This is a genomic window from Mesonia phycicola, assembly GCF_900141885.1.
Lineage (GTDB): Bacteria > Bacteroidota > Bacteroidia > Flavobacteriales > Flavobacteriaceae > Mesonia > Mesonia phycicola.
The window spans coordinates 1-5112 of record NZ_FQYY01000022.1; the positions used below are offsets into that span (position 1 = coordinate 1).

Annotated in this window: 7 protein-coding genes; all 7 read left to right on the forward strand. The window is 30.2% G+C overall.

The window, feature by feature from the left end; genetic code table 11:
* Positions 1-555 (forward strand): hypothetical protein (locus BUC03_RS15225; protein WP_073153805.1); only part of this gene is annotated, 555 nt, incomplete at its 5' end.
* Positions 556-718: 163 nt separating this feature from the next.
* Entirely contained in the window at positions 719-1132 is a 414-nt protein-coding gene (locus tag BUC03_RS14695) for a hypothetical protein (RefSeq protein WP_073153808.1), read from the forward strand.
* Between the two features lie 181 nt (positions 1133-1313).
* Entirely contained in the window at positions 1314-1865 is a 552-nt protein-coding gene (locus BUC03_RS14700; protein ID WP_073153811.1) for a hypothetical protein, read from the forward strand.
* 397 nt (positions 1866-2262) lie between these two features.
* A complete protein-coding gene (locus BUC03_RS14705) occupies positions 2263-2952 on the forward strand; it encodes a helix-turn-helix transcriptional regulator (RefSeq protein WP_073153814.1) in 690 nt (229 codons plus the stop codon).
* An 86-nt stretch (positions 2953-3038) separates the two neighbouring features.
* Positions 3039-3989 (forward strand): alpha/beta fold hydrolase, encoded by a 951-nt coding sequence (locus BUC03_RS14710; RefSeq protein ID WP_073153817.1) that lies wholly within the window; start codon positions 3039-3041, stop codon positions 3987-3989.
* The gene (locus tag BUC03_RS14715; protein ID WP_073153820.1) at positions 3982-4563 is read left to right on the forward strand and encodes a YdeI/OmpD-associated family protein; all 582 of its coding nucleotides are present in this window, start codon (positions 3982-3984) and stop codon (positions 4561-4563) included. Before BUC03_RS14710 ends, BUC03_RS14715 begins: the two co-directional genes overlap by 8 nt.
* A 273-nt stretch (positions 4564-4836) precedes the next feature.
* The coding region (locus BUC03_RS14720; protein ID WP_317041178.1) for a helix-turn-helix domain-containing protein at positions 4837-5112 on the forward strand (276 nt) is incomplete at its 3' end.

The window sequence follows — 5112 nt, forward strand, 5'->3', positions numbered from 1 at the left end:
ATGAACTTAAAAAAAATACTATCTGATTTTGGAAGTTGGATTTTTATTGGACTTACATTTTTAGGGTTTATAATTATTTATGCAGGTGTTGGCGGAAGAGGAAGATATAATCCAACAGGAGATATAAATTGGTATTTTATTGGAGTTGGAATCATTTTAATATTACCATTTATAATTTATATGATTAAAATTAAATTGATGGTAAAAAAATCATCTGACGAAAATGCGGAACGAATCAATGAATTGATATATAATGGAGATAAAGTAATTGTTAATCTATACGATATAGAAATTAAAAGCAACAATTACAAACAAGAAATAGAAGTCAGAAACAGTGGTGGAAATGGCACTCGAAATGAGTACATTGATGTAAATCATAATGTTATTCGTTTTACCGTTCCTTATAAGAATGAATTAATTGAATATAGATTTGATATTGATATGGACGTGACTAAATTAAAAATGCATTTTGCCATTAAAAAAACGACTATATTATATGTTGATCAAGAAAACCCGAATAACAACTATTTGGATTTACGATTTTTAGAAAAATGAATAAAAAACGTGTTACAACACCGTATAATTCCAACTAAGGTTTTGTGTCCTGTGGACACAGACGCTTACGCGTCAAAGTCAGTTCTTTTTACTATCTTTATTTCCCAAATTCCCTTAGCTGGGTAATTATACAAGACCGTTGTGCAGCATTAAAAACAAACGAATGAATCTTGAAAATTTTGAATCAATAAAGAGAATTATTCTGGAATTAGAAAACGGAAATTTGGATATTGAATTAGCTATATCCCAAATAAAAAAGCTTTCGGATAAGGAAATTACTCGATATGAATTAGAAAATTATTGGAGAAGTGACGGATTGGATGATTTTGTTCGGATTATAGCAATGCCTGAATTAAAAGACTGGAAAGAAATAAGTGATTTAAGAGCATTGGAATTAATAAAAGAAATGATTGACAAAATTAATGATACTGCTTTGATGCTTCGAAATGCTACTGCACTTGAAAAAAGATTTAAAAAATCATCTGGAACTGTAATGGAGTTAGTTTTTCAAAAAGGAATTGGATCTGAAAACGAAATTCTTACCGAATTAAAAAAAGATACGACAATTAAATTATAAAAACGCTACACAACAATGGCTATAAGTAATTGCTTGTTCTCGCTTACTTCTGAAAATCCGCGAGGATTTTCAGTTTGGTGTGTACTTGCAAAGTTAAGTGCTAAACCACGCAACTACTCATAGCCAAAACCGTTAGCCACAATATCAATAAAATTTTCGTTTCAATTTAAAATCAATATATATGAAAAAAATCTTAATACTTCTGATTTTAATTTTTAGTATAAATCCAAGTATCGCAAAGTGCTCGATGATTGGAATGAGTTTTTTTCCCGAAACTAAGGAAATTAGTTTGAATTCAATGTTCATCATTCAAGGTTATGCTTTTAGCCAAAAAACAATTAAAAGTTTCAAAGAAAACAAAGTCTATCTTAAAAGTGAAAATGGAGAATTCGTTGAATTAAATCTCCAAGAAATTTTGATTGGTCAAAAAAAATTATCACAAGCAATATTTTGTCCAGCAACCGAATTAAAACCTAATACAAAATACCATCTTAAGTTTTCGGAAAATAATGAAAACGAAACTGATGAAACATCTATTTACGAATTAGATAAAAAAGAAAGTGAAAAAGTTTATTGGATAACAACTAACAATAAATCAGTGGAATCCTTAAATTCTGATATAACTCTTGAATTTGAAAAAACACAGATTACTCATTATGGTTGTGATCCTGAAGCTTATGCTATTTTCAATATTAAAAATAATCCTGATTCCGAAATTTGGTATAAAACTTAACTTATTGAATTAGAAACAAATGAAAAATTTATTTACTATATAAAAGAATGGAAGGAAAAATTAAATGTTGGTCACAGTATGTGTTCAGGAGCATTTGCTTTTAAGAAGGAGGGGAAATATAAAGTAAGGTTTACACCAATGAATATTGACGGAAAAAAGTCAACTACTACTGACTGGATAACATTTGAAAGTCCATTTATGAATGACAAAAGTATATTCGGGAAATAAAATACTGTGGCTAACAACGTATATAAAAAATAGGCGTAATAGTTCTAAATTCAAGGGGTTTGCTGCTTATAATAATTTGTGCTTAACCGAAAGTTTGATGCTTAGAAAACGCCTACTTTTCATATACTAAACGTAAGCCATTTAAAAAGAACAGTAACTACATTGAAAAATGGATTATTCCGAAACAAATAGATTATCAAGATTAACCGCAATCTTAATTCAATTACAAACTAAACGAATTGTAACTGCTTCGGAGTTAGCGAATAAATTTAACATTAGCAAAAGAACCATTTACAGAGACATAAAGGCATTGGAACAATCTGGCGTGCCTGTATTGACAGAAGAAGGAAAAGGTTATACATTAATGGATGGCTATAAAATTCCACCTGTAATGTTTACCGAAAAGCAAGCAAATGCCTTAATACTTGCAGAACAATTAGTACTAAATAGTAAGGATTCATCATTTGTAAAAGACTACTCAGAAGCAATCGATAAAATTAAATCAATTCTAAAATATACGACAAAAGATAAAGCTAATATACTCCTTGAGCGTACACGTTATGATGAAAACATAAATCGAGAAAGGAATAGCAATAATTTATCTGATTTACAAAATGCGTTAACTAATTACAACCTTGTTAAAATAAAATATATCAATAAAGAAAATTCTGCTTCAATTAGAATAATAGAACCATTTGCTATATTAAATTCTGAAAATTGGTACTTAATTGCATTTTGTCGTTTGCGTAATGAGTTTAGGTTCTTTAGACCTGACAGAATTCAAAAAATAGAAATTCTAACAGAAAATTTCGAGCCTCATAATATGAGTTTACAAGAATATTTTGACAAATATCATTAACCTTTTTTGACCCTTGCCATAAGGCTGTCATAGTACCGATTTACATTTGTATCATATTAATTTTTAAACAAAAAAAAAACAATCGTATGAGCAATAAAAATAATTCAATCGTATTTCCAAAATCAACTATGGTTTCAGTCAACAATATTGAACTTGAAGTATTTGAAGCAGGTAAGGAAAATAAAGGTAATCCTATTGTACTCTGCCACGGATTTCCAGAAAATGCGTTTTCTTGGCGTTTTCAAATTCCTGAACTTGTAAAAGCTGGTTATCACGTTATTGTTCCAAACCAAAGAGGTTACGGGAAATCATCTTGCCCAACCGAAATAACAGAATACGATATTAAACATTTAACAGGCGACCTAATTGCTTTGCTTGACCACTTCGGATATGAAAAAGCTACCTTTATAGGTCACGATTGGGGTGCTAATATTGTTTGGAGTCTTGCTTTATTGCATCCAAAAAGAATACATAAAATAATAAACTTGGCTTTACCTTATCAAGAAAGAGGAGAAAAACCTTGGATTGAATGGATGGAGGAAATATTTGGAGCAGATAACTATTTTGTTCACTTTAATCGTCAAGTAGGAGTAGCAGATGCTATTTTAGATGAAAACAAATCTAAGTTTCTTGGTAATCTATTCCGTAAAAACATTCCACCTGCAATGCCTGAACCAGGAATGTTAATGATTAATCTTGCAAAAGCAGAAAAATCTCTCGGAGAGCCAATAATGAGCAAAAGTGAATTGGCTGTTTATGTTTCTGCTTTCGAAACATCAGGATTTACAGGAGGTATTAATTGGTATAGAAACCTTGACCGCAATTGGCATTTATTGGCAGATGTAAATCCAATTATTCAACATCCTACTCTTATGATATATGGAGAACAGGATATGATTCCTAAATCCGAAAATTTAACGGATTTTGTTCCTAATGCAGAAGTAATTAGTTTAGATTGCGGACATTGTATTCAACAAGAAAAACCAGAAGAAACTAATCAAGCCATTTTAGAATGGTTGGAACACCATAATGTCTAAAAAAGAAATAGAAACATATTACCCTAAAAGTCAAACAGATTGGAGAAACTGGTTAGAAAAAAATCATCAGTTAAAACAGTCTGTTTGGCTTGTTTTTTATAAAAAATCAACAAAAATGGCTTCTATAAGCTGGAGTGAATCAGTTGATGAAGCACTCTGTTTTGGATGGATAGACAGTACTAAAAGAACAATTGATGCAGAGAGATATATTCAATATTTCAGTAAAAGAAAGCCCAATAGTATTTGGTCTAAGGTAAATAAAGATAAGGTAGAATGTTTAACTTCAAAAGGACTTATCCGAGAAGCTGGTTATAAAGCTATTGAAACAGCTAAGAAAAATGGTTCTTGGTTTATAATGGATGAAGTAGAAGCATTAATTCTTCCAAAAGCTCTAAAGAAAGAATTTGATAAAAGAAAAGGAGCTTTAGAATATTATGAGAGCTTAAGTAAATCTGCAAAGAAAATATTATTAAGCTGGATTGTGCTTGCTAAAAAACCCGAAACTAAACAAAAAAGAATTATTGAAATAGCAGAAAACGCAAGTAGAAATACTAAACCGAAACAATTTAGATAGAATAAAAAAACGGCTTACAACAATGTATAAAAAACATAGGGCTTTCGTGCTAACTCCAAAGTTCCGTGTTTGCTTACAATATCCGCTAAATATTAAATATGGCATTTACACTAAAAATAAAAGCAAAATATTTATATTTAGCTAAGTTATAAACCGAAACAAAGGTACTTTTTACTGCCCTACGTTTCTTATACTAACCGTTAGCTGTTATTTGAAATGTGAACTTTCCTGAAATAGGTTGACTAAAAATTAAACCATTAATTATAGTCACTTATGAAACACCAAAAACAACACTGGCGAAAAAAAAGCTACCAAAAAGTAACTTTAGAGACTAAACTTTTGGTCGTTGACCAAATTCTTAACGGACATATCTCTAACAATCAAGCTTCCAAAAAATACGATGTCCCCAGAACAACTATTTCCTATTGGTTAAGAAAATACAGTACCTTAGTGCAACAAAATAATGGTATGAGTAAAAACGATGAAATTAAAAAGTTAAAGGAAAAGATTGAAGAACTGGAGTTTCAAAAAGACTTCCAGCAAGACATA